The 578-nt window shown below is 60.8% G+C and carries 1 protein-coding gene; it reads right to left on the bottom strand.

Translation table 11 applies throughout. The annotated features are described in order from the left end of the window. Nucleotides 1-371 precede the first annotated feature (371 nt). Nucleotides 372-578: hypothetical protein (locus AC1DYI_RS37990; RefSeq protein WP_477209206.1), on the bottom strand; the 207-nt coding region annotated here is incomplete at its 5' end.

Below are 578 nucleotides of genomic sequence, written 5' to 3'. Positions count from 1 at the left end.
GGCCACCGACGCGCCCGGCGCATCGCACTCGGCCCTGATCTGCGCCTTGAGCTCCCTGCTGTAGCGCTTCCGAGTCGCTGTCTTCTCGCTTGTCATCGTGTCCACTTATCTCGTACGTGGACACGATCGTTATCGCTGCGACCCCCTCATTCAAGACGGGTTCGCCGGACGCTTACCCAGCGCGATGCCTTTGCGCCGTCGCGCCTCGCTCAGCATGCAGTGCAGCTTGCGTGTGCCACCCGCGGTTGACGCATACGCGCATCCTTGACCAGCTTCACCACCGTCTTGCTCGACGCGCTGCGCCTGGCGGCTTCGCCCCTGGTAATACGCCTGTCGGCTCATGCCCATGTGGTGGCAAGCCCTGCTGATGCTCAACCCTTGGACGAGGTCTTGCTCGAGGACTTGCCTGAAGGTTTTTTACGACGCGCACCCCATAGTCCTTCTTCAGCACATCGAGCATGGCTTCGAACAGCTGCGCCTTCTCCTGTGCTTGCTAAAGCTGAACTTGCAGTGCCTTGATCTGCTGCTCTGGCATCAGCAGCGTCKCTTTCTTGTCGATGGGCATGGCTGCCGATGAT

It is taken from the genome of Ideonella sp. P3_A4 (assembly GCF_056403075.1).
Note: the sequence above shows the minus strand (reverse complement) of the source record. Positions and strands in the feature narration are given on the sequence as shown.